At 69.9% G+C, this 21,387-nt stretch carries 23 protein-coding genes and 1 tRNA gene; 21 read left to right on the forward strand and 3 right to left on the reverse strand.

Going from position 1 to position 21,387, the window contains the following annotated elements; translation table 11 throughout:
- The first annotated feature begins 255 nt into the window (after positions 1-255).
- The 12 genes from ACKOQ4_RS04475 (at position 256) to xerD (ending at position 12,130) form a co-directional block, all read left to right on the forward strand.
- A complete protein-coding gene (locus tag ACKOQ4_RS04475; protein WP_526289249.1) occupies positions 256-831 on the forward strand; it encodes a DUF4190 domain-containing protein in 576 nt (191 codons plus the stop codon).
- Between the two features lie 27 nt (positions 832-858).
- On the forward strand, positions 859-1,695 hold the full coding sequence (locus ACKOQ4_RS04480) for a tetratricopeptide repeat protein (protein WP_526289251.1): 837 nt from the start codon (positions 859-861) through the stop codon (positions 1,693-1,695).
- 1 nt (position 1,696) lies between these two features.
- Positions 1,697-2,746 carry an HAD hydrolase-like protein gene (locus tag ACKOQ4_RS04485; RefSeq protein ID WP_526289253.1) on the forward strand — a complete coding sequence of 350 codons (1,050 nt, stop codon included), beginning with the start codon at positions 1,697-1,699 and terminating at the stop codon, positions 2,744-2,746.
- Positions 2,747-2,754: 8 nt separating this feature from the next.
- On the forward strand, positions 2,755-2,931 hold the full coding sequence (locus ACKOQ4_RS04490) for a hypothetical protein (RefSeq protein ID WP_526289255.1): 177 nt from the start codon (positions 2,755-2,757) through the stop codon (positions 2,929-2,931).
- A gap of 7 nt (positions 2,932-2,938) precedes the next feature.
- Positions 2,939-3,742 carry a TlyA family RNA methyltransferase gene (locus ACKOQ4_RS04495; RefSeq protein ID WP_526289257.1) on the forward strand — a complete coding sequence of 268 codons (804 nt, stop codon included), beginning with the start codon at positions 2,939-2,941 and terminating at the stop codon, positions 3,740-3,742.
- On the forward strand, positions 3,739-4,647 hold the full coding sequence (locus ACKOQ4_RS04500; protein ID WP_526289259.1) for an NAD kinase: 909 nt from the start codon (positions 3,739-3,741) through the stop codon (positions 4,645-4,647). The genes ACKOQ4_RS04495 and ACKOQ4_RS04500 overlap by 4 nt, the downstream gene beginning before the upstream one ends.
- A complete protein-coding gene (recN, locus tag ACKOQ4_RS04505) occupies positions 4,648-6,393 on the forward strand; it encodes a DNA repair protein RecN (protein WP_526289261.1) in 1,746 nt (581 codons plus the stop codon).
- A gap of 105 nt (positions 6,394-6,498) precedes the next feature.
- Entirely contained in the window at positions 6,499-7,671 is a 1,173-nt protein-coding gene (gene steA / locus ACKOQ4_RS04510) for a putative cytokinetic ring protein SteA (protein WP_526289263.1), read from the forward strand.
- Positions 7,672-8,601, forward strand: coding sequence for a copper transporter (locus tag ACKOQ4_RS04515; protein WP_526289265.1), 930 nt, complete (start codon positions 7,672-7,674; stop codon positions 8,599-8,601).
- Between the two features lie 163 nt (positions 8,602-8,764).
- Complete coding sequence (gene pyrG, locus ACKOQ4_RS04520; protein ID WP_526289291.1) at positions 8,765-10,528, forward strand: CTP synthase; 1,764 nt, start codon at positions 8,765-8,767, stop codon at positions 10,526-10,528.
- Positions 10,521-11,144 carry an NUDIX domain-containing protein gene (locus ACKOQ4_RS04525; protein ID WP_526289267.1) on the forward strand — a complete coding sequence of 208 codons (624 nt, stop codon included), beginning with the start codon at positions 10,521-10,523 and terminating at the stop codon, positions 11,142-11,144. Before pyrG ends, ACKOQ4_RS04525 begins: the two co-directional genes overlap by 8 nt.
- The gene (gene xerD / locus ACKOQ4_RS04530; protein WP_526289269.1) at positions 11,141-12,130 is read left to right on the forward strand and encodes a site-specific tyrosine recombinase XerD; all 990 of its coding nucleotides are present in this window, start codon (positions 11,141-11,143) and stop codon (positions 12,128-12,130) included. Before ACKOQ4_RS04525 ends, xerD begins: the two co-directional genes overlap by 4 nt.
- A 44-nt stretch (positions 12,131-12,174) precedes the next feature.
- Here the strand turns inward: xerD and ACKOQ4_RS04535 are convergent, their stop codons facing one another.
- A complete protein-coding gene (locus ACKOQ4_RS04535; RefSeq protein ID WP_526289271.1) occupies positions 12,175-12,915 on the reverse strand; it encodes an O-methyltransferase in 741 nt (246 codons plus the stop codon).
- A gap of 98 nt (positions 12,916-13,013) precedes the next feature.
- On the opposite strand from ACKOQ4_RS04535, the gene ACKOQ4_RS04540 reads away from it, so the two are divergent.
- From ACKOQ4_RS04540 to ACKOQ4_RS04580, 9 genes are all read left to right on the forward strand, one after another.
- Positions 13,014-13,874, forward strand: a complete 861-nt coding sequence (locus ACKOQ4_RS04540; protein ID WP_526289273.1) for a ParA family protein — start codon at positions 13,014-13,016, stop codon at positions 13,872-13,874.
- On the forward strand, positions 13,871-14,716 hold the full coding sequence (locus ACKOQ4_RS04545; RefSeq protein ID WP_526289275.1) for a segregation/condensation protein A: 846 nt from the start codon (positions 13,871-13,873) through the stop codon (positions 14,714-14,716). Before ACKOQ4_RS04540 ends, ACKOQ4_RS04545 begins: the two co-directional genes overlap by 4 nt.
- Positions 14,713-15,390, forward strand: a complete 678-nt coding sequence (scpB, locus tag ACKOQ4_RS04550; RefSeq protein WP_526289277.1) for an SMC-Scp complex subunit ScpB — start codon at positions 14,713-14,715, stop codon at positions 15,388-15,390. The genes ACKOQ4_RS04545 and scpB overlap by 4 nt, the downstream gene beginning before the upstream one ends.
- Positions 15,383-16,126, forward strand: a complete 744-nt coding sequence (locus ACKOQ4_RS04555; RefSeq protein WP_526289279.1) for a pseudouridine synthase — start codon at positions 15,383-15,385, stop codon at positions 16,124-16,126. Before scpB ends, ACKOQ4_RS04555 begins: the two co-directional genes overlap by 8 nt.
- Positions 16,123-16,803 carry a (d)CMP kinase gene (cmk, locus tag ACKOQ4_RS04560; RefSeq protein WP_526289281.1) on the forward strand — a complete coding sequence of 227 codons (681 nt, stop codon included), beginning with the start codon at positions 16,123-16,125 and terminating at the stop codon, positions 16,801-16,803. The genes ACKOQ4_RS04555 and cmk overlap by 4 nt, the downstream gene beginning before the upstream one ends.
- Complete coding sequence (gene der / locus ACKOQ4_RS04565) at positions 16,800-18,218, forward strand: ribosome biogenesis GTPase Der (RefSeq protein WP_526289283.1); 1,419 nt, start codon at positions 16,800-16,802, stop codon at positions 18,216-18,218. Before cmk ends, der begins: the two co-directional genes overlap by 4 nt.
- A gap of 358 nt (positions 18,219-18,576) precedes the next feature.
- Complete coding sequence (locus ACKOQ4_RS04570) at positions 18,577-19,344, forward strand: sulfite exporter TauE/SafE family protein (RefSeq protein ID WP_526289293.1); 768 nt, start codon at positions 18,577-18,579, stop codon at positions 19,342-19,344.
- 69 nt (positions 19,345-19,413) lie between these two features.
- Positions 19,414-19,487: transfer RNA gene (locus ACKOQ4_RS04575), tRNA-Pro, on the forward strand.
- A 411-nt stretch (positions 19,488-19,898) separates the two neighbouring features.
- Positions 19,899-20,429, forward strand: a complete 531-nt coding sequence (locus ACKOQ4_RS04580; RefSeq protein ID WP_526289285.1) for a hypothetical protein — start codon at positions 19,899-19,901, stop codon at positions 20,427-20,429.
- Positions 20,430-20,578: 149 nt separating this feature from the next.
- On the opposite strand, the gene ACKOQ4_RS04585 is transcribed toward ACKOQ4_RS04580, so the two are convergent.
- Positions 20,579-20,935 carry a hypothetical protein gene (locus ACKOQ4_RS04585; protein WP_526289287.1) on the reverse strand — a complete coding sequence of 119 codons (357 nt, stop codon included), beginning with the start codon at positions 20,933-20,935 and terminating at the stop codon, positions 20,579-20,581.
- Positions 20,936-20,946: 11 nt separating this feature from the next.
- Positions 20,947-21,387 (reverse strand): polymorphic toxin type 50 domain-containing protein (locus tag ACKOQ4_RS04590; protein WP_526289289.1); only part of this gene is annotated, 441 nt, incomplete at its 5' end.

The raw sequence follows: 21,387 nt of genomic DNA on the forward strand, positions 1-21,387 counted from the left end.
CCCGAACCCGGAAGCTAAGCCTGCCAGCGCCGATGATACTACCCAACAGGGTGGAAAAGTAGGACACCGCCGAACACACATTAAGGAACGCCCCCCGAGCAATCGGGGGGCGTTCCGCATTCAATTTCCATTCCGCGTGAATCCCAAAACGCCCCTCTGCGAAATCCGGGAGGGCGAAATCCAGTAGTGTTCCGCTAAGGCAAACAATTGCACCGGAATTGTATTCCGCCGGGATTGCTGACAGACTCCGCGACTATGACGACTCCGCCCGGCGACCAGCCGCCCACCGACCCTCCGTACGACCCTCCGTACGGCACTCCGCCGTCGTACGGTCCGCCGGCCTACGGTCCGCCGGCCTACGATCAGCCGTCGTACGGTCCGCCGGCCTACGATCAGCCGTCCTATGATCCGGCGTTCGGCCAGCCTCCCGCCGGCTACGGCTATCCGCCGCCTCCCGGCGCCTATGGCCAGCCGTACGGCCAGCCGTATGGCCAGCCGTATCCGCCGCCACCCGCCGGCTACCCGCAGATGGGGTACCCGCCCGGCGGATACCCCGTAGCGCCCGCGCATCCGCAGTCGGTGACCGCCCTGATCCTCGGCATCGTCGGGCTGCTGTGCTGTGCGTTCGCCTCGCCGTTCGCGATCTGGCTCGGGCGCAAGTCGATGCGCGAGATCGACGCCTCGGGCGGGCAGCTGAGCGGCCGCGGCCAGGCCCAGGCGGGCTTCATCCTCGGCATCGTCGGAGTCGTCGTCTGGGTGCTGGGCATCGCGTTCTACATCGCCATGATCGGCCTGGCCGTCAAAACCCAACAGGTCGAACAGATTCAGTGAGCCTGCCGCCCCCGTATCCTCGGTCCGATGGTCGACGACACAACTGGCGACGGCGGTCGGCCGCCGCGCCGCCCCGCCGGCCCCGGCCGTAACGGCCCAGCCCGCCGCAACCCCTCGGCGCCGCGCCGGCCCGCGCCCCAGCGCTCCCGGGGCGCCGGGCGGCCGCCGAACCCGGTCCCGGACGGGTCCGAACAGCCGTCGAGGCCAACCCCCCCCATCCCGCCGACCGTCGAGGCCAAGCAACTCTCCGCCGAGATCCGGGCGGAGTTGGCCACGCTGGACCGCGCGACCGCCGACACCGTCGCCAGGCACCTCGTCGCCGCCGGGGACTTGCTCGACGACGATCCGCAGGCCGCCCTCGCCCATGCCCAGGCCGCACGCAACCGGTCCGGGCGCATCGCCGCCATCCGGGAGGCTGTCGGCATCGCCGCCTATCACTGCGGCGACTGGGCCCAGGCGCTCTCGGAGTTCCGGGCGGCCCGGAGGATGGGCTCCAAATCGCTGCTGCTGCCGCTGATCGCCGACTGCGAGCGCGGCGTGGGCCGGCCCGAGCGCGCCATCGAACTGGCCCGCAGCGCCGAAGCCGCCGCGCTCACCGGTGACGACGCCGACGAGATGCGCATCGTCGCGGCCGGGGCACGCGCAGACCTCGGTCACCTCGACCAGGCGGCGGCGGTACTGTCCTCGCCGCCCCTCGATCCGGCCCGGACCGGCGCCACCGCGGCCCGGCTGTTCTACGCCTACGCCGAGACGCTGCTGGCGCTGGGCCGTAACGACGAAGCGGTGCAGTGGTTCGTGCACGCCGCGGCTGCCGACTCGGACGGGGTCACCGACGCCGAGGACCGGATCGACGAGCTCACCTGAGATGACGGGGCTTGACTCGCCGGCCGCCGGCAGCCTTGCGCGGCACCATGATTGCCTGCTGCTCGATCTCGACGGCACGCTGTTTCGCGGGCATGCGCCGACCCCGGGAGCGGTGGAGACGCTGGCGGCGGTGGATGGCCGCGCGCTCTATGTCACCAACAACGCCACCCGGTCGGCCGCGGAGGTCGCCGCGCACCTCGGCGACCTCGGTTTCACCGCGACCCCGCAGGACGTGGTGACCAGCGCCCAGAGCGCCGCCCGGCTGCTGAGCCGGCGTATCCCGGCCGGTTCGGCGGTACTGGTCGTAGGGACCGAGGCCCTCGCCGGGGAGGTGGCCGCCGTCGGGCTGCGCCCGGTGCGACTGTTCGCCGACGAACCGGTCGCGGTGGTGCAGGGTCTGTCGATGACCATCGGCTGGCCCGAACTCGCCGAGGCGGCGCTGGCCATCCGTTCCGGTGCGCTGTGGGTGACGTCCAACCTCGACCCGACCCTGCCCACCGAGCGCGGATTGCTGCCCGGAAACGGATCCCTGGTCGCCGCGCTGCGCACCGCCACCGCCCGGGAGCCGCTGGTGGCCGGCAAGCCCGCCCCCGGACTCATGCGTGACGCGCTGGCCCGCGGGGACTTCGGCAGCCCGCTGGTCGTCGGTGACCGCCTCGATACCGACATCGCCGGCGCCGTCGCCGCCGATCTGCCCGGCCTGATGGTGCTGACCGGAGTCAACACCGCCCGCGACGCCGTGTACGCGGCCCCCGATCAGCGTCCCGACTACCTCGGCGCCGACCTTCGCTGCCTGCTCGAGGACGCCGGCACGCTGGCGATGGCGGCGCACCCGGCCTGGAACACCGCCGTCGACGGTGACCTGCTGACGGTCACCGCGACCGGCCGCGACCCCGGTTCCGACGGTCTGTCGGTGGTGCGGGCCGTCGCCCGCGCCGTCTGGGATGCCGGCGGCGACGGTCCGGCCCTGCGGATCCGGGCCGGTGACGACACCGCCCGCGCCGCGCTGCAGTGCTGGTCCCTGCTGTCCGGCCCCGATCGGCTAGCGTGAACGCCGAGATGAACACCGATCCCCACGAGGTCCGCGCCCGGGTCGACGCCGTACTGGCCGAGTTGCCCCGGATCGACCCGGAGGCCGACACCGTCGACGTCGCCGACATCGAAGCCGTCGGCAGCCGACTCGAGGAGGCGCACCAGATGCTGGTCGACGCGCTGGAATCGGTCGAGAAGGGCTGACCGGCCCGTGACGCGGCACGCCCGGGTCGACGCCGAACTGGTCCGCCGGGGTCTGGCCCGCTCGCGGCAGCAGGCCGCCGAACTGATCGGCGCCGGCCTGGTCACCATCGACGGACTGCCGGCCGCCAAGCCCGCGACGGCGGTCTCACCAACGGCCCGGATCGCCGTCGAGGACCCGGGGGAGCGGGCCTGGGTCTCCCGCGGCGCGCACAAGCTCATCGGGGCGCTGGATGCCTTCGGCATCGACGTGCGCGGCCGCAGGGCGCTGGACGCCGGGGCTTCGACCGGCGGATTCACCGAGGTGCTGCTGGACCGCGGTGCCGCCGGGGTGGCGGCGGTCGACGTCGGCTACGGCCAGCTGGCCTGGTCGCTGCGCTCCGACTCCAGGGTGCGGGTCATCGAGCGGACCAATGTCCGGGACCTGACCCCGGATGCCATCGGCGGGCCGGTCGACCTCGTCGTGGCAGACCTGTCCTTCATCTCGCTGTCCACAGTGCTGCCCGCACTAACCGCGTGTGCGGGCCCGCACGCCGATATCGTTCCGATGGTGAAGCCGCAATTCGAGGTCGGCCGCGGCCTGGTGGGCCCCGGCGGGGTGGTCGGTGACCCCGCGTTGCGTGCCGGCGCGGTGCTCAGCGTCGCCCGGCGGGCCGCCGAACTGGGCTGGACCGCCGCAGCGGCCACGGCCAGTCCGTTGCCCGGCCCGTCGGGCAACGTCGAGTACTTCCTCTGGCTGCGCAGCGGGCCGGGGCTGGCCGGTGACGAGCTGGAGTCCGAGGTTCGCCGCGCCGTCGCGGAGGGACCGCGGTGAGGACCGTTCTTCTGGTGGTGCACACCGGTCGCAACGAGGCCCGGGAGACCGCACGCAGGGTCGCCAAGACGTTGGGCGGCAATGACATCCGCCTGCGCCTGCTGGCCAGGGACGCCGCGGAGGGGCTGCATCTGGATCCCGAGGAACTGCGGGCCAGCGGTGCCGAGATCGAGGTGGTCGGCGCCGACGAGCAGGCCGCCGTCGGCTGTGAACTGGTGATGGTGCTGGGCGGTGACGGCACGTTCCTGCGCGCGGCCGAGATGGCCCGCAACGCCGAGATCCCCGTCCTGGGAGTCAATCTCGGCCGCATCGGTTTCCTGGCCGAGGCCGAGGCGGAGGCCATCGACGCCATCCTCGGGCACGTGATCGCCCGCGACTACCGCATCGAGGACCGGATGAGCCTCGACGTTGTGGTCACCAAGGACGGCACCGTGCTCTCCCGCGGCTGGGCCCTCAACGAGGCCAGCCTGGAGAAGGGCACCCACCAGGGCGTGCTCGGCGTGGTCGTCGCGATCGACGGCCGGCCGGTGTCGGCGTTCGGCTGCGACGGTGTGCTTATCTCCAGTCCCACCGGGTCGACCGCCTACGCCTTCTCCGCCGGCGGTCCGGTGGTCTGGCCGGACCTCGAGGCGATCATCGTCGTCCCCAGCAACGCGCACGCGCTGTTCGCCCGTCCTATGGTCACCAGCCCGGACGCTGTGATCACCGTCGACCTCGACCGTGACGACCCGGACGCGGTTGTGCTCTGCGACGGCCGGCGCGAGGCGGCCGTGCCGGCCGGTGCACGGCTGCAGGTGACCAAGTGCCGAACCCCGCTGAAATGGGTTCGCCTGGACAGCGCACCGTTCACCGACCGGCTGGTACGCAAGTTCCGGCTCCCGGTGACCAGCTGGCGCGAGCAGTAGATGCTCGCGGAGATCCGGATCGAGTCACTGGGTGCGATCGGTTCGGCCACAGCGGAATTCGACCGCGGACTGACCGTGCTGACCGGTGAGACCGGAACCGGCAAGACCATGGTGGTCACCGGTCTTCATCTCCTCGGCGGCGCCCGCGCCGACGCTACCCGGGTTCGTTCCGGGGCGGCTCGCGCGGTGGTGGAGGGCCGGTTCGGCACCGAGGACGTCGACGGCGCGGTCGCCGCACGGATCGGCGAGATCCTGGAGTCCTCGGGCGCCGACCGCGACGACGACGGCAGCATCATCGCGCTGCGCTCGGTCAGCCGCGACGGACCGTCGCGGGCCTATCTGGGCGGGCGCAGTGTGCCGGCCCGAACGCTGACCGGGTTCACGACCGGCCTGCTCACCCTGCACGGCCAGAACGACCAGTTGCGGCTGATGCGTCCCGACGAGCAGCGCAACGCGCTGGACCGCTTCGCCGGTGCGGCACCCGCCGTCGAGCGGTACCGCAAGGTGCGCGACGAGTGGCTGGTCGCCCGGCGGGATCTGGTCGACCGGACCGACCGTGCCCGGGAGATGGCCCAGGAGGCCGACCGGCTGAAGTTCGCCCTCGCCGAGATCGACGCCGTCGATCCCGCACCCGGCGAGGACGAGACGCTTGCGGCCGACATCCGGCGGTTGTCCGAACTCGACGCGGTGCGCGAGGCGGCGGCCGGCGCGCGCGAGGCGCTGTCCGGACCTGAGGACGGCGAGGGCCGCGCGGCCACCGACGCCCTGGGCCGGGCTGCCGCCCTGCTCGGGGCGACCGAGGACGCCGCGCTGACCGGGCTGGCCGGCCAGCTCACCGACGCGCTCACCGTGGTCGCCGACGTCAGCTCCGAACTGGGCCGCTTCCTCGACGACCTGCCGGCGGACGCCGGCGGGCTGGAGGCCAAACTGGCCCGCCAGGCCCAGCTGCGCGGCCTGACCCGCAAGTACGCCGCCGACGCCGACGGGGTGCTCGGCTGGGCCGGCGAGGCTCGCCGGCGGCTGGCCCAGCTCGACGTCTCGGAGGAGGCGCTGGCCACGTTGTCACGCCGGGTGGACGGCCTGGCGGCGCAGGTCGCCGCCGCCGCCGTCGAGCTGTCCGGTCTGCGATCTGCGGCTGCCGGCGGCCTGGCCGAGGCGGTCACCGCCGAGCTTGCCGGACTGGCGATGGCCGACGCCGGCTTCGCCGTGCACCTGGCCACGATGGCGGCCCGCGACGACGACTCCGCCCCCCTGCGGCTGCCCACCGGCGAGGTCGTGCACGCCGGAGCGGAGGGCGTCGACCTGGTCGAATTCGGTTTCACCGCGCACCGCGGCACCGATCTGCTGCCGTTGGCCAGGAGCGCCTCCGGCGGTGAGCTGTCCCGGGTGATGCTGGCGCTGGAAGTGGTGCTGGCCGCCTCCGCCGAGGGCACCACCATGGTCTTCGACGAGGTCGACGCCGGGGTGGGCGGGCGCGCGGCGGTGCAGATCGGCCGCCGGCTGGCGCGGCTGGCCCGCACCCACCAGGTCATCGTCGTGACCCACCTTCCGCAGGTGGCCGCCTACGCCGACACCCACCTCGTCGTCGACAGCGACGGGCCGGCCAGCGAGGTGCGCCGCCTCGACGACGACCAGCGGGTCGCCGAACTTGCCCGGATGCTGGCCGGGCTGGGCGAGTCCGACACCGGGCGCGCGCACGCCCGCGAACTGCTCGACGCCGCCCGCTCCGATCGGCAGGCGCCCTGACCGGCCCAGCTCGACTGTTACAGATGTGACAAGAAGTGACTTCTGGGGCAGTTGTTACGGCGCGCCTCCTCGCTGATACCACGCGGCGCCGACAGAATCGCTCGCATGAAGCTTCTCTCCAGAGCCGCCACCCGCCCCGGCGTCATCGGCACCGCCCGGGTCGACCGCGACATCGACCGGCTGCTGCGCCGGATCGGTCCGGGCGACATCGCCGTGCTCGACGTACTCGATCTCGACCGGGTGACCGCCGACGCCCTCGTCGAGGCCGGCGTCGCGGGGGTGGTCAACGCCGCTCCGTCGATCTCCGGGCGTTACCCGAACCTCGGCCCCGAGGTCCTGGTGACCAACAACATCCGGCTCGTCGACAACGCCGGACCGGAGATCTTCAAGAAGATCAAGGACGGCGCCAAGATCCGCCTCAACGAGGGCGGGGTCTACTCCGGTGACCGTCTGCTGATCCACGGCGTCGAGCGCACCGACGAAGAGATCGCCGACCTGATGCACGACGCCAAGACCGGACTGGTCGCCCATCTGGAGGCCTTCGCCGGCAACACCATCGAGTTCATTCGCAGTGAGAGCCCGCTGCTGATCGACGGCATCGGGATCCCCGAGATCGACGTCGACGTCTACCGCCGCCACGTGGTGGTGGTCTCCGACGGGCCCGGCGCCGCCGAGGACCTCAAGGCACTCAAGCCGTTCATCAAGGAGTACCAGCCGGTGCTGGTCGGCGTCGGCGCGGGCGCGGACGTCCTGCGTGCCGGCGGCTACCGTCCACAGCTCATCGTCGGCAACCCTGATCAGATGAGCGCCGACGTGCTGCGCTCCGGAGCGCAGGTGGTCCTGCCCGCCGACCCCGACGGCCACGCCAGCGGCCTGGAACGCATCCAGGACCTGGGTATCGGGGCCATGACGTTCCCGGCGGCCGGTTCCGCGACCGACCTGGCGCTGTTGCTGGTCGACCACCACGGTGCATCGCTGATCGTCACCGCCGGCCAGTCGGCGCGGATCGAGGAGTTCTTCGACCGCACCCGGGTGCAGAGCAACCCGTCGACCTTCCTGACCCGGCTGAAGGTCGGTGAGAAGATCGTCGACGCGAAAGCCGTTGCCACGCTGTACCGCAGCCACATCTCGAGCGGAGCGATAGCGCTGCTGGTGATGGCAGTGCTGCTGGCCGTCATCGCCGCGCTGTGGGTGTCGCGTTCGGACACCGCGGTCATCGACTGGCTGACCACCTACTGGCAGCAGTTCTCGGTGTGGGTCCGCAGCTGGGTGACCTAGATGAGAACGGCCCGGCACCGGGTCTTCTGGCTCGCCGCAGTCTTTTTCGCCCTCGCCCTCGGTCTTGTGGCCGGATCCGGGGTCTTTACCGGCGCTACGCTGCCCGGTCCGGGCGGGCCGGACGCCGCTCTGCAGCAGCGGGTTGCCGGACTTGAGGCGCAGAACAAGTCCCTCAGCGAAAAACTCCTCGCCGCAGACCAATTCGACGCGCGGATGTCGGGCCGAATCGTGCGCGACATCCTGGACGGGACCTCGGTGGTGCTGTTCCGGACGCCCGACGCGCAGGATTCCGACGTCGACGCGGTGGCCCGCCTGGTCGGCCGGGCCGGTGGCAAGGTCACCGGCACGATCGGGCTGAGTCGCGAGTTCGTCGGCGGCGACTCCGCGCAGAAGCTGGGTTCGGTGGTCGATTCGCCGATCGTGCCGGCCGGAACCCGGTTGAACACCGCGCTGACCGACCCGGCCGCGCGAGCCGGTGACCTGGCCGGCTCGGGGCTGCTGATCAACCGCGATCCCCGGATCGCGCCGATGGGAGGCGCGGCGCGCGCCACCGTGCTGGGCGCGCTGCGCGACGCCGGGTTACTGACCTATGACAGCGCCGGCGCCGCCGACACCGCGGTCGTCGTAACCGGCGGCGCGCTGCCCGACGGGGCCGGCAGTCAGGGCGTCACCGTGGCCCGGTTCGCCGCGGCCCTGGCCCCGCACGGGTCGGGTGTGGTGCTGGCCGGCCGGGAGGGTTCCTCGACCGGGGCCGCCGCGGTCGCGGTCACCCGCGGTGACGCCGCACTGGACGCCACCCTGAGCACCGTCGACGACATCGGCAGCGAAGCCGGCCGGATCACCGCTGTGCTGGCCCTGCAGAACATGGTGGCCGGCGGGCAGCCGGGCCGGTACGGGGTCGGCGCGGGGGCGGCGGTCACCGTCCAGTAGACCCCCGGCCGGTGTGTCAGCACCCGCCCGACCCGGTCGGTGTTAGGGTGAGTTTCCGTGGGTCGGCAGGCCCCAACCAGACCGTTCTGCAGCGGATCGGCGCAGTTCGGCCGGGTAACCACAAAGCCCTGCGCCGTCGTCACGGAGGCCGCTCTTGCCAGCATTGCGCAAGCACCCCCAGGCTGCGACGAAGCACCTCTTCGTCACCGGCGGCGTCGTCTCATCTCTCGGCAAGGGCCTGACCGCCAGCAGCCTCGGGCAGCTGCTCATCGCCCGTGGGTTGTCGGTGACCATGCAGAAACTCGACCCGTACCTCAACGTCGACCCGGGAACCATGAACCCGTTCCAGCACGGCGAGGTGTTCGTCACCGAGGACGGCGCCGAGACCGACCTCGACGTCGGTCACTACGAGCGTTTCCTGGACCGCGACCTGTCCGGGTCGGCGAATGTGACCACCGGGCAGGTGTATTCGACGGTGATCGCCAAGGAGCGCCGCGGGGAGTACCTCGGCGACACCGTGCAGGTGATCCCGCACATCACCGACGAGATCAAGAACCGGATCCTGGAGATGGCCGAACCCGATGCGGCCGGCCGGCGTCCCGACGTCGTCATCACCGAGGTCGGCGGCACCGTCGGCGATATCGAGTCCCAGCCGTTCCTGGAGGCGGCCCGGCAGGTCCGCCATCAGGTGGGCCGGGAGAACTGCTTCTTCCTGCACGTCTCGCTGGTGCCCTACCTGGCGCCGTCGGGGGAGCTGAAGACCAAACCGACCCAGCATTCGGTCGCGACCCTGCGCAGTATCGGCATCACTCCCGACGCGCTGATCCTGCGCTGCGACAGGGAGGTTCCCGAGGCGCTCAAGGAGAAGATCGCGCTGATGTGCGACGTGGACATCGACGGTGTGATCTCCACCCCGGACGCCCCGTCGATCTATGACATTCCCAAGGTGCTGCACCGCGAGGAGCTCGACGCCTACGTGGTGCGCCGGCTCAACCTGCCGTTCCGCGACGTGGACTGGACCACCTGGGACGACCTGCTGCGCCGCGTCCACGACCCGCACGAGACAGTGCGAATCGCGTTGGTGGGCAAGTACATCGATCTCTCGGACGCCTATCTCTCGGTGACCGAGGCGCTGCGCGCGGGCGGGTTCGCCCACCGGGCCAAAGTCGACATGCGTTGGGTAGCCTCCGACGACTGCGAGACCGACGCGGGGGCCTCGGCGGTGCTCGACGACGTGCACGGTGTGCTGATCCCGGGCGGCTTCGGAATCCGCGGCATCGAGGGCAAGATCGGCGCGATCCGTTACGCCCGCCACCGCGGCCTGCCCTTGCTGGGCCTGTGCCTGGGACTGCAGTGCATCGTGATCGAGGCGGCGCGCTCGGTGGGGCTCTCCGAAGCAAACTCCGCCGAATTCGACCCCGCCACAACGGATCCGGTGATCTCCACGATGGCCGACCAGCGCGAGGCGGTGGCCGGCGAGGCCGACCTCGGCGGCACCATGCGGCTGGGCGCCTACCCGGCGGTGCTGGAGGCGGGATCGGTAGTCGCTGAGGCCTATGACTCCACCGCCGTCTCCGAACGCCACCGGCACCGCTATGAGGTCAACAACGCCTACCGCGACCGGATCGCGCAGAGCGGGCTGCGATTCTCCGGCACCTCGCCGGACGGGCACCTGGTGGAGTTCGTCGAGTACCCCCGCGAAGCGCACCCGTTCCTGGTGGGGACCCAGGCCCACCCCGAACTCAAGAGCCGCCCCACCCGACCGCATCCGCTGTTCTCGGCGTTCATCGGCGCGGCGATCGACTACAAAGCGGCCGAGCGGCTTCCGGTGGAGATCCCCGAGCCGCACGCCAACGGTGTGGAACACCCCGACGGCCCGCACAGCGCCCAGGCCGCGCAGTCGGTGGCGGACCGCGCCCGTGGCTGACCACGAATTCGAGACGGTCGCAACCGAGACCGTCTTCACGGGGGCGATCATCGCCCTGCGCACCGATGAGGTGCGCATGCCCGGCGGTGTGACGGCGATCCGCGAGGTCGTCGAGCATTACGGTGCGGTGGCCGTCGCCGCGGTCGACGATGACGAGCAACTGGCAATGGTCTACCAGTACCGCCACTCGCTGGGCCGGCGGATGTGGGAGCTGCCGGCCGGGCTGCTCGACGAGGCGGGCGAGGACCCGGTGGTGGCAGCGGCCCGGGAACTGCGCGAGGAGACCGGCCTGGTCGCCCGGGACTGGCGGGTACTGGTCGACGTGGCGTCCTCGCCGGGCTTCTGCGACGAGTCGATTCGGGTTTACCTGGCACGCGGGCTGGACCACGTGGGCCGCCCCGAGGCCGACCATGAGGAGGCCGACCTCACCGTGCACTGGCTGGGACTGCGCCAGGCGGTGGACCGGGTGCTCGACGGTGAGATCGTCAACGCGACCGCGGCCGCCGGGGTGCTGGCCGCGCACGCCGTCGTCGTCGACGGCAAGCCCTCCCGCGACCTCGACGCGCCGTGGCAGGACCGGCCCTCGGCCTTCGCCGCGCGCAAGGCCCGCGCATGACGACGTTCTCGACCGACCTCCCGGGTCGCTCCGCACCAGTTCTCCGCACCCCGCTGGAAGGCCAGGTACAGGGCTACCTGGACCACCTCACCATCGAACGGGGCGTCGCCGCCAACACCATCAGCTCCTATCGGCGCGATCTGCGTCGCTACGTCGGGCATCTGGCGCAGCGGGGCATCGTCGACCTGCGCCACGTCACCGAGACCGACGTCAGCGAATTCCTGGTCGAACTGCGCAGGGGCGACTCCGACGCCGGCGCCGCCCCGCTGTCGGCGGTGTCGGCGGCGCGGGCACTGATCGCGGTGCGCGGCATGCACCGTTTCGCCGCGGCCGAGGGCATCCTCGACCTCGACGTCGCGAGGGCGGTCAAGCCGCCCACCCCCACCCGAAGGCTGCCCAAGAGCCTGACCCTGGACGAGGTGCTGGCTCTGCTGGAAGGTGCCGGCGGGGACGGGCCCGGCGACGGTCCGCTGGACCTGCGCAACCGTGCGCTGCTGGAACTGCTGTACTCCACCGGCGCGCGCATCTCCGAGGCGGTGGGCCTGGACGTCGACGACGTCGACACCCGGGCCCGTTCGGTGCTCCTGCGCGGCAAGGGCGGAAAACAGCGTTTGGTGCCGGTGGGCCGGCCGGCCATCGCCGCGCTGCAGGCCTATCTGGTGCGCGGCCGCCCTGACCTGGCCCGCCGCGGCCGTGCGGCCGGCTCCGGGGGTGGGGTGTTCCTCAATGCCCGCGGCGGCCGGCTGTCGAGGCAGAGCGCATGGCAGGTGCTGCAGGACGCCGCCGATCGGGCCGGCATCAGCGCGGCGGTGTCTCCGCACACGCTGCGCCACTCGTTCGCCACCCATCTGCTCGACGGCGGGGCCGACGTCCGGGTGGTTCAGGAACTGCTGGGGCACGCCTCGGTGACCACCACGCAGATCTACACGCTGGTGACGGTCAACGCCCTGCGGGAAGTGTGGGCGGGAGCCCACCCGAGGGCCTGAGTGGGCGGGAGCCCACCCGAGGGCCTGTGTGGGCGGGAGCCGGATCAGCCCCGGTACGTCGACTCCAGGACCAGGTCGGGGACCTTGGAGTACTCGGCGTGGGTCTTGTGCTCGACGGTGTCGAAGGCCGTGCTCCGGCGCATGTGGGCCCGGTACTTCGGCGAGCCGGGCACCAGGATGTTGTCGGCCACGACGACGCTTCCCGGATGCAGCCAGCCGCGCTCGACGATGCGCAGCAGGTCGGGCAGGTAGGCGTTCTTGTCGTGGTCGATGAACAGGAAGTCCAGCGCTCCGGGTGCGAAACCCTCGGCGGCCAGGGCGTCCAGCGTGGCCCCGCCGTCGCCGATGGTGCCGACCACGCACCGCACCCGGTCGCCGAGCCCGGCGTGCGCCCAGATCCGCCGGGCGTTCTCGGCGTTGGCGGCATTCATCTCCACGGAGAACACCCGGGCCCGCGGCGCGGCGCGAGCGATCCGCAGCGCGCTGTAGCCGCAGTAGGCGCCCAGTTCCAGGGCCAGCCCGGCGTTCGAGCGGCGCACCGCGGCGTCGAGCAGCAGGCCCTTCTCGTCGCCGACGTTGATCAGGATCGACTCGGAGTAGGCGAACCGGTCGATCGCGGCGATCACGCCGTCGAGGTCGCCGGCACTGGCGTGGTCCAGCACGTAGCGCACGGCTGCGGCTTCACGGCCGTCGCCGACCTGGCCGGTGCGCAGGACGCTGGGAAACCCGATGACCAGCCGCCAGAACGACCTGCGGAGAAACGGGACACGGTCCTTAAGGGGCATGCGCCCACCCTAGGCGGCCGGGCATGGATAGACTTTGCGCCGATGTTCGCCACGCCGCCGGTTCACCTGATCCGGGGGGCCGGTCGAGGAGTTGAGGCGTGACCGACGAGCAAGACAGCGCTCCGGTGGGCCTGACCGGCCGGCCGCCCCGCGCCGTCCCGACCCCGCAGCCGCTGACCAGCCACGGCCCGGCGGTGGTCATCTCGATGTGCAACCAGAAAGGCGGGGTCGGCAAGACCACCTCGACGATCAACCTGGGTGCCGCGCTGGCCGAATACGGCCGCCGGGTGCTGCTGGTCGACCTCGATCCCCAGGGCGCGCTGTCGGCTGGTCTGGGCGTGCCGCACTACGAACTGGCCCACACCGTGCACAACCTGCTGGTCGAACCGCGGGTGGGAATCGACGACGTGCTGATCCACACCCGGGTGGAGGGCATGGATCTGGTGCCCAGCAACATCGACCTGTCGGCCGCGGAGATCCAGCTCGTCAACGAGGTCGGCCGGGAGCAGACCCTGGGCCGTGCGCTGCGGCCGGTGCTGGACCGCTACGACTACGTGCTCATCGACTGCCAGCCGTCGCTGGGTCTGCTGACCGTGAATGCGCTGGCCTGTTCGGACGGGGTGATCATCCCCACCGAGTGCGAGTTCTTCTCGCTGCGCGGGCTGGCGCTGCTCACCGACACCGTCGACAAGGTGCGCGACCGGCTCAACCCCAAGCTGGCCATCAGCGGCATCGTGGTCACCCGATTCGACACCCGCACCGTCAACGCGCGCGAGGTGATGGCCCGGGTGCTGGAGCGTTTCGGCGACCTGGTGTTCGACACCGTCATCACCCGGACCGTCCGCTTCCCGGAGACCAGCGTCGCCGGCGAACCGATCACCAGCTGGTCGCCGAAATCGACTGGCGCACAGGCATACCGCGCGTTGGCCCGCGAGGTCATCGACCGATTCGGAAAGTGACCACCGAAGCGGCGCCCGAGCAGGGCCTAGACCAGGCGTCCGGCGCGGGAGCCGACAGGGGCTTCCGGGTCAAGTTGACCAACTTCGAGGGCCCGTTCGACCTGCTGCTGCAGCTGATCTTCGGCCGCCGCCTGGACGTGACGGAGGTCGCGCTGCACGAGGTCACCGACGAGTTCATCGCCTACACCCGCGAGATCGGGCCGGCGCTCGAACTAGACGAGACCACCGCGTTCCTGGTGATCGCCGCAACCCTGCTGGACCTCAAGGCGGCGCGACTGCTGCCGGCCGGCGAGGTCGACGACGTCGAGGACCTGGCCCTGCTGGAAGTCCGCGACCTGCTCTTCGCCCGCCTGCTGCAGTACCGGGCGTTCAAGCACGTCGCCGAGATGTTCGCCGAACTGGAGGCCGCCGCGCTGCGCAGCTATCCGCGTTCGGTGTCGCTGGAGGACCGGTTCTCCGATCTGTTGCCGGAGGTGATGATCGGGGTTGACGCGCTGGCCTTCGCCGAGATCGCCGCGTCTGCCTTCACCCCGCGGCCGGTGCCGACGGTGGGCACCGATCACCTGCATACCTCGCGGGTGTCGGTGCCCGAACAGGCCGAACGGCTGCTGGAGATGCTGCACCGTCGCGGACCGGGAACCTGGGCTTCGTTCTCCGAACTGGTCGCCGACTGCACGGAGCCGATCCAGATCGTCGGGCGGTTCCTGGGACTGCTCGAGCTTTACCGTGCCCGTGCGGTGGCCTTCGAGCAGTCCGAACCCCTTGGCGTGCTGCAGGTTTCGTGGACTGGCAACGACACGGTTAACGAGGATCTGGTCCGGGCCGAGTGGGAAGAGCAATGACGGAGCACTACAGCGACGAACTGGGCGTTGACGCCGAGACCATCGAGGACGGCGAACTGACCCGGGTGCTCGAGGCGCTGCTGCTGGTGGTCGACACCCCGGTCAGCGCCGAAGCGCTCGCCTCGGCGACCGAACAGCCCGCCCAGCGGGTGAGCGACCTGCTGCACCGGATGGCCGAGGAGCTCTCCGCCCGCGACAGCGGCATCGACCTGCGCGAGGCGGGCGGCGGCTGGCGGATGTACACCCGGTCGCGGTACGCCCCGTACGTCGAGCGGCTGCTGCTCGACGGAGCCCGCTCGAAACTGACCCGAGCGGCGCTGGAGACCCTGGCGGTGGTGGCCTACCGCCAGCCGGTGACCCGGGCCCGGGTCAGCGCGGTGCGCGGGGTCAACGTCGACGCGGTGATCCGGACCCTGGTGGCGCGCGGCCTGATCACCGAGGCCGGGACAGACCCGGACACCGGGGCGACCACGTTCTCCACCACCGAGTTGTTCCTGGAGCGACTCGGGCTGTCCTCGCTGGCCGACCTGCCCGATATCGCCCCGCTGCTGCCCGACGTCGACGTCATCGACGACCTGACCGAGAGCCTGGACAGCGAGCCGCGTTTCGCCAAGCTGGCGCCGGGGCATCAGCCGGACAAGCCGATCGTGTTCGACGTCGACACCGATGGCTGACCCCGAGGGTGTGCGACTGCAGAAAGTGCTGTCCCAGGCCGGTGTCGCGTCCCGTCGGGTAGCCGAACGGATGATCACCGACGGCCGGGTCGAGGTCGACGGCCGGGTGGTCACCGAATTGGGTACCCGGGTGGATCCCGAGACCGCTGAGATCCGGGTCGACGGCGCCCGCATCGTGCTCGACGACTCGATGGTCTATCTGGCCCTGAACAAGCCGCGCGGCATGCACTCGACGATGTCCGACGACCTCGGCCGGCCGTGCGTCGGTGATCTCGTCGAGCAACGGGTGCGGGGCAACACCAAGCTGTTCCACGTCGGTCGCCTGGACGCCGACACCGAGGGCCTGCTGCTGCTCACCAACGACGGGGAATTGGCGCACCGGTTGATGCACCCGTCCTTCGAGGTGCCCAAGACCTACCTGGCCACCGTGCCGGGGACGGTGCCCCGCGGCCTGGGCAAGACACTGCGGGCCGGGGTGGAGTTGGAGGATGGTCCGGTCACGGTGGATGATTTCGCCGTGGTGGACGCCGTGCCGGGCAAGACCCTGGTGCGGGTGACGCTGCACGAGGGACGTAAGCGGATCGTGCGCAGGTTGCTTGCGGCCGTTGGCTTTCCGGTGCAGGCGCTGGTCCGAACCAGCATCGGCTCGGTCGCTCTCGGCGATCAGCGGCCCGGCAGCATCCGTCCACTGACCCGCAAAGAGGTCGGCGAACTCTACAAGGCGGTCGGACTGTGAGCGGCGTGGTGATCGCCATCGACGGACCCGCCGGTACCGGGAAATCAAGTGTGTCAAGGGGGTTGGCGCGGGCGATAGGCGCGCGTTACGTCGACACCGGGGCCATGTACCGGATCGCCACGCTGGCGATGCTGCGCGCCGGAGTGGACCTGGACGATCCAGACGCGATCGCCGCCGCGGCGGAGGTGCAGCTGTCGGTGGGATTCGACCCTGACGCCGAGCAGGCCTATCTCGACGGCGAGGACGTCTCGGCGCTGATCCGCGGTGACGACGTGACCCGCGCGGTGTCGGCGGTGGCAGCGGTCCCGGCGCTGCGCACCCGCCTGGTCCGACTTCAGCGCGAGGTGGCCGAGGGCACCGACCGGGTGGTGGTGGAGGGGCGTGACATCGGGACCGTGGTGCTGCCCGATGCGGACGTCAAGATCTTCCTGACGGCCTCGGCCGAGACCCGCGCGAAGCGGCGCAACGACCAGAACCTGGCCGCCGGTCTGCGCGGCGACTACGAGACGGTGCTGGCCGATGTCCGGCGCCGCGATCATCTGGACTCGACACGCGCGGTCTCGCCATTGCGTCCGGCCGACGATGCGCTGATCGTCGACACCAGTGAGATGACCCAGGACGAGGTGATCGCCCATCTGCGGGAACTGGTCGAACAGCGGACGGGAGCGCAGCGATGACCGGTCCGGAGCACCAGGACGGCACCTGGTCGGATGAGAGCGAGTGGGAACTCGCCGAGCAGGATCTCGCGCAGGGGTCCGGTGAGGGCGGCGGCCCGCCGCCGGTGGTGGCCATCGTCGGCAGACCCAATGTCGGCAAGTCCACCCTGGTGAACCGCATCCTTGGCCGGCGCGAGGCCGTTGTTCAGGACCTGCCCGGCGTCACCCGCGACCGGGTGTCCTACGACGCGCTGTGGAACGGCCGCCGCTTCGTCGTGCAGGACACCGGAGGCTGGGAGCCCGACGCCAAAGGCCTGCAGCAGCTGGTCGCCGAGCAGGCCTCGGTGGCGATGAAGACCGCCGACGCGGTGATCCTGGTTGTCGACGCGGTGGTCGGGGCCACCGCCGGCGACGAGGCCGCTGCGCGGATACTGCGCCGCTCAGGCAAGCCGGTGTTCCTGGCCGCCAACAAGGTGGACAACGAGAAGGGTGAGGCCGACGCCGCGGCGCTGTGGTCGCTGGGCATGGGGGAGCCGCACCCGATCAGCGCGATCCACGGCCGCGGAGTGGCCGATCTGCTCGACGCGGTGATCGCCGCGCTTCCGGCGGTGTCCGAGTCGGCCGCCACCGCAGGCGGCCCGCGCCGGGTCGCACTGGTCGGTAAGCCCAACGTGGGCAAGAGTTCGCTGCTGAACCGGTTGGCCGGGTCGGAGCGCTCGGTGGTGCACGACGTCGCCGGCACCACCGTCGACCCGGTGGACTCCCTGATCGAACTCGACGGCAAGACATGGCGTTTCGTCGACACCGCCGGACTGCGGCGCAGGGTCGGCCAGGCCAGCGGGCACGAGTTCTACGCCTCGGTGCGCACGCACAGCGCCATCGACGCCGCCGAGGTGGTGATCGTGCTCGTCGACGCTTCCGAGCCGCTGACCGAGCAGGACCTGCGGGTGCTGTCGATGGTCATCGAGGCCGGCCGTGCGCTGGTGCTGGCCTTCAACAAATGGGACCTGGTCGACGAGGACCGCCGCTACCTGCTCGACCGGGAGATCGACCGGGAGTTGACGCAGTTGCCGTGGGCGCCCAGGGTGAACATCTCGGCCAAGACCGGGCGGGCGGTGCAGAAGCTGGTTCCGGCGATGGAAACCGCCCTGGCTTCCTGGGACGCCCGGATCTCGACCGGTCAGCTCAACGCCTGGCTCAAGGAGGTCGTCGCCGCGACCCCGCCGCCGGTGCGGGGCGGGAGACAGCCGCGGATCCTGTTCGCCACCCAGGCCACCGCGCGACCGCCGACTTTCGTCTTGTTCACCACCGGCTTTCTGGAGGCCGGGTATCGGCGCTTCCTGGAGCGCCGGCTGCGCGAGACCTTCGGGTTCGAGGGTTCGCCGATCCGGATCAACGTGCGGGTTCGGGAGAAGCGAAAGGGACAGCCGCGCTGAGGGTTTCACCCGCGGCACCTCCGAGTGCCACGCACGAGGGGTGTTGCTTCGCCGGGACCGACCGGTCAGCATCCCCAAACCGGTTGCGCCCCGTCGGCCAGGGTGTCACCATCAGCGCATGGCGGGCAAGAGTTCTGTCGACGACTGGGAGTCACCGGATGACTCGATCACGCGGACAGTTCTGACTTTCACGCCGTGGTTGCGCATCGTCGTCCGGGAGATCAGACGGGTTGCTCGGGGTCGCCCGCCGTCGCCTGGTTCCAGCGGCCGGGACGCCGTCGACTGGGAGTGAGGGGATCTCGGGAACATCGGCGGCGCGGTCCGTGACTTCAGGGTTACCCCGGTGCCGGTGACCCAGATGATCCTGATCGTGGTGGCCGGTGTCGGTGCGGGAGCGATCAACTCACTCGTCGGTTCGGGCACGCTGATCACCTTTCCCACCCTGGTGGCACTGGGTTTCCCGCCGGTGACCGCGACGATGTCCAACGCCATCGGACTGGTGGCCGGCGGGGTGTCGGGAACCTGGGGCTATCGCGCCGAGCTGGCGGGCCAGTGGCGACGGTTGCGCTGGCAGATCCCCGCGTCGGTGATCGGCGCGGGCATCGGGGCGTTTCTGCTGCTGCACCTTCCCGAGAAGGTGTTCACCCGGATCGTGCCGGTGCTGCTGGTTCTGGCGCTGGTGCTGGTGATCTGCGGGCCAGGCATTCAGGCCTACGCGCGCCGGCGGGCCGAGGCGGCTGGGCGCTCGGCCGAGCAGGTATCCCCGACGCGGATGGCCGCTCTGGTGCTGGGCACCTTCGCCGTCGGTGTCTACGGCGGCTACTTCACCGCAGCACAGGGCATTCTGCTGATCGGGGTGATGGGCGCGCTGCTGCCCGAGGACGTGCAGCGGATGAACGCGGCCAAGAACCTGCTCTCGCTGTTGGTCAACATCGTCGCTGCGATCGGCTATACGGTCGTGGCCTTTGACCGGGTCAGTTGGCCGGCCGCCGGGCTGATCGCGGTCGGTTCCCTGGCGGGGGGTTGGCTGGGCGCGCACTACGGGCGGCGGCTTTCGCCGACCGCGCTGCGGGCGGTGATCGTCGTGGTCGGGCTGATCGGGCTTTACCGGCTGCTGACGGTGTGACGGCCGGGTTCGTCGGGCCGGTTCGCTGAGGTAGAGTTTCGACCTGCCGGACGTCTTGGCGGACGGCGACGGGCTGTGGCGCAGCTTGGTAGCGCACTTGACTGGGGGTCAAGTGGTCGCAGGTTCAAATCCTGTCAGCCCGACTTTGTGAAATATGTTCTGAGCAGTAGCTTTGCTCTGTTCCCCGTTAGATTTTTTGTTGCGAATGGAACGTTTTTTGGGACCAATTTGGGACCATCGGCTGCTTGGCGATGCCCTGGTAAGGCCTATGGCCGGCCTAGAGTCGCACGCTACGTGCGTCCATGCACGCTATGTGCGCGTATCCGCGCCTCCGCAAGTGCATTTTCTCTAGCGCACTTGACCGCAGAACGCGTTCAGTCAAGTGCGCTCCAACGGATCCGAATGCTTCCGGCGAGCCTGGGTGCGCAGCTTGAATGGCCAAGTCGACCGGCGACATAGGCCGGCGGTGCGCGTTGGCATGAGTCTACAAGAATCAGTATGGGAAGGGGGTGGCCTGTGGCTGCGAACTACGCGCAAGTTTTGGATAGGAGGGCTTGCTTCGTGTTGCGGCGTTAAAGGGCCAGGCATGGAGGTGCTTCGGCAGCCCGGGCAGGACAGATTGGCTGACTGACGTTACGGCGTTCTTCTGCACTGACGGACCAGCGGTCACGGTCTCCGGAATTGCTGAGTATCTCGATTTCGAAGGCGAGGAAGACACCTACTCACTCCTCCACGTAGACGACGGGGCGGCGGACTTCGATGAAGCGGAAGAAGTCGGGAGGCTCTACTTCTTCTACGCGGGCCAGCGGGTAATCGACGTGCTGATCGTTCGCGAGACCATCGTCGAGAACCGAGGTGGCAACGCAACGTGGCGGTACGTCACCGACATCGGGATCGTCTTCAAGTTGTCGGCCGGCGCAATCGCAGTCACCAAGGTCTGCCACCACACGGAATTGCTGACCGTCATTAAGGCAGACACACTGGAAGAACTCCAGATCGACGAGCCCACCAAAATTTGGGAAGACAAACTCGGGATCGAGTACACCACTAGGCGCGATTTCATCCCGATCGACCCTCGGGCCTAGCATGTAGCCAACAGCCGGGCGCGGGATGCGCTGGTGGCGACGTGGAGCGGGACTCGGACGGATTTATGGGGGAGTAGGGGAATGCGTCAGTCCGCACCGTGACTTGCGTCGCCTGGTAGGCGAGCGACAGCGTTGGGAGAATTGCAGCCTCACGAGGTTGGCCTGCTCGTCGTGTGTGCCGGATAGATGGCGGCTCCGGTGTCGGCGTCGACGATCGAAGCGGGGAAGTCGCGGTAGTCGATTGTCAGAGTGTCCTCGGAGCCGCGGTGGCCGGGTACAAGGGTCTCTAGAACCTTCATCCAGATCTGGTAGAACTCGTCGTATCTCGGGTCATCCATTTCGATGTCCAGATCGCCGCTGTTCTCACTCTCGTAGTCGGTGAAGTAGGTGCAAATGTAGCCCTCACCGTCGGTGAACTCGACGCGATAACGACTATTAGGGTTGAGGTCGGCGTATTTCATCACGGCGCCGATCGTCGCCGCCTCTTCGGGGTGAAACCATCCCATCGTGTTCTCCTTCAGTGGCGATCTGGATTAGCCGGCACGACGTGTGCACCCGATTTGGAATAGTGAATTGTTCCCCAACTGCTGAGCGTGGATTTTCCAGTCCTGCCGTCACGATGTACGCCGATAACGACGCCGAAGTCAACGGTTTCGCGGGTTCCTTGCCGGTTCCATTTGCCGGAGCCCGCTCTGAGGTCGACGAGGTTCTGCAATTCGGTGATGCTGACGGTGATCTCGGATTTAGTGGGGTCGTGATTCGGCTGGCCGCGTATGTGCTTGGCCTGTTTACCGAAGTGGAGCACGGTGGTGAATCCGCGGACTGTGCGAAAGGCGTGGTCGGGTTTCCCTGCGAGCATGCTGCGCGGTTTACTCATGCTGTCCGCCGATCGGTTGAACGGCACCACGTATCTGCGGTGAACACATGGACTCGAATGCCGCGTTCCCGTGGATGATCG

This window comes from Mycobacterium sp. (genome assembly GCF_046095365.1).
Taxonomy (GTDB): Bacteria; Actinomycetota; Actinomycetes; order Mycobacteriales; family Mycobacteriaceae; genus Mycobacterium.

Coding starts and splice junctions, on each gene's coding strand:
- ACKOQ4_RS04475 (WP_526289249.1), top strand. CDS start 256: ATGACGACTCCGCCCGGCGACCAGCCGCCCACCGACCCTCCGTACGAC.
- ACKOQ4_RS04480 (WP_526289251.1), top strand. CDS start 859: ATGGTCGACGACACAACTGGCGACGGCGGTCGGCCGCCGCGCCGCCCC.
- ACKOQ4_RS04485 (WP_526289253.1), top strand. CDS start 1,697: ATGACGGGGCTTGACTCGCCGGCCGCCGGCAGCCTTGCGCGGCACCAT.
- ACKOQ4_RS04490 (WP_526289255.1), top strand. CDS start 2,755: ATGAACACCGATCCCCACGAGGTCCGCGCCCGGGTCGACGCCGTACTG.
- recN (WP_526289261.1), top strand. CDS start 4,648: ATGCTCGCGGAGATCCGGATCGAGTCACTGGGTGCGATCGGTTCGGCC.
- steA (WP_526289263.1), top strand. CDS start 6,499: ATGAAGCTTCTCTCCAGAGCCGCCACCCGCCCCGGCGTCATCGGCACC.
- ACKOQ4_RS04515 (WP_526289265.1), top strand. CDS start 7,672: ATGAGAACGGCCCGGCACCGGGTCTTCTGGCTCGCCGCAGTCTTTTTC.
- xerD (WP_526289269.1), top strand. CDS start 11,141: ATGACGACGTTCTCGACCGACCTCCCGGGTCGCTCCGCACCAGTTCTC.
- ACKOQ4_RS04535 (WP_526289271.1), bottom strand. CDS start 12,915: ATGCCCCTTAAGGACCGTGTCCCGTTTCTCCGCAGGTCGTTCTGGCGG.
- scpB (WP_526289277.1), top strand. CDS start 14,713: ATGACGGAGCACTACAGCGACGAACTGGGCGTTGACGCCGAGACCATC.
- ACKOQ4_RS04555 (WP_526289279.1), top strand. CDS start 15,383: ATGGCTGACCCCGAGGGTGTGCGACTGCAGAAAGTGCTGTCCCAGGCC.
- der (WP_526289283.1), top strand. CDS start 16,800: ATGACCGGTCCGGAGCACCAGGACGGCACCTGGTCGGATGAGAGCGAG.
- ACKOQ4_RS04570 (WP_526289293.1), top strand. CDS start 18,577: ATGATCCTGATCGTGGTGGCCGGTGTCGGTGCGGGAGCGATCAACTCA.
- ACKOQ4_RS04585 (WP_526289287.1), bottom strand. CDS start 20,935: ATGGGATGGTTTCACCCCGAAGAGGCGGCGACGATCGGCGCCGTGATG.